Raw genomic sequence first — 1,282 nt, forward strand, 5'->3', positions numbered from 1 at the left:
GTGCTGGCCACCGGCCACGACGAGGAGCCGGCGCAAGGCCATGCCATCAGGATGGGATCGGAAGCCGACACAGCACTTCCGCCCGGCGCCGGCGTCATGGTGCTGGGCACCGGCCTCAGCATGGTCGATGCTTTCCTGGCGCTGGAGCAACGCGGCCATCGCGGCGACATCATAGCTGTGTCCAGGCGCGGCCTGCTGCCCTCGCCGCATCGCAAGGGCAATCCGATCAAGCTCGACGTCGCCGACATTCCGCTCGGCACGCAGCTCTCCTATTTCGTCGGCTGGTTCCGCGACCTGATCAAGGAAAACCAGAAGGCCGGCATCGACTGGCGTGACGTCGTCGACGGGCTGCGGCCGTTCAACCAGAAGATCTGGCAGAACTGGCCGCCTTCCGCCAAGCGCCGCTTCGTCGAGCACACCAAGGCCTGGTGGGACATCCACCGCCATCGCATGGCGCCCGAGGTCTACGCCCGTATCACCGAGGCCGTGCAATCCGGCCGCATCCGCCTGGTCGCCGGCCGCGTCGTCGACATTGCGCGCAACGGCGAATTCACCGTCCAGGTCCAGTCGCGTCACACGCAGCGTCTCGAGACCTTCGAGGTCGCCCGCATCTACGATTGCTCTGGCATCGTGAGGGACATCTCGACCTCGTCGAACAGCGTCGTGCGCTCGCTGGTCGACCGCGGCCTGGCAAGGCCGGATCCGCTGCGCATCGGCCTCGACGTATCGACCAAATGCGAGATCATCGCCGGCGACGGAACCGTTTCGGCCAAGATCCTCGCCGTCGGCCCGCTGACGCGCGGCACCTTCTTCGAGATCGACGCCATCCCCGATATCCGCGTGCAGTGTGCGAGGCTGAGCAAGCAGCTGCTGGGCTAGGCTGTGTCGTAGATGATGCCGGCCTGCAAATGGCGGCTTCCTGTGCTTCCGGTGCTCACGTACCCAAAAGTACGCTCCGCTCCGGTTCTCGGAATCTGCCATTTTCGGCTCGCCTGACCTGAATCTCAACACACCCTCCAAGCCTTTGAGGCACAAACCGGAATTTCATTCCGCATCTGGCCGGTTGATTGGCACGATCTATCTTCTTTCCGACTGCAAAGGGCTGGAAAAGAGGCTACGCTGCCGCCCTGCCCAGAGGCGGTCGCTTGGTCATGGAGCATCGATATGAGCGAGCATGAGATCGCCGCACTGGACAGTGCCCCCTCGGAAGCCGAATTGTCCCGCCTGCGTCCGCCCTACAAGTCGGTGCTCGACCTGATCGGCCAGACGCCGGTGGTCGAGC

At 64.3% G+C, this 1,282-nt stretch carries 1 protein-coding gene; it reads left to right on the top strand.

Going from position 1 to position 1,282, the window contains the following annotated elements:
- Positions 1-879: FAD-dependent oxidoreductase (locus EN991_RS36675; RefSeq protein WP_127370545.1), on the top strand; the 879-nt coding region annotated here is incomplete at its 5' end.
- Positions 880-1,282 lie beyond the last annotated feature (403 nt).

This window comes from Mesorhizobium sp. M7A.F.Ca.US.005.03.2.1 (assembly GCF_003997795.1).
Classification (GTDB): Bacteria; Pseudomonadota; Alphaproteobacteria; order Rhizobiales; family Rhizobiaceae; genus Mesorhizobium; species Mesorhizobium ciceri.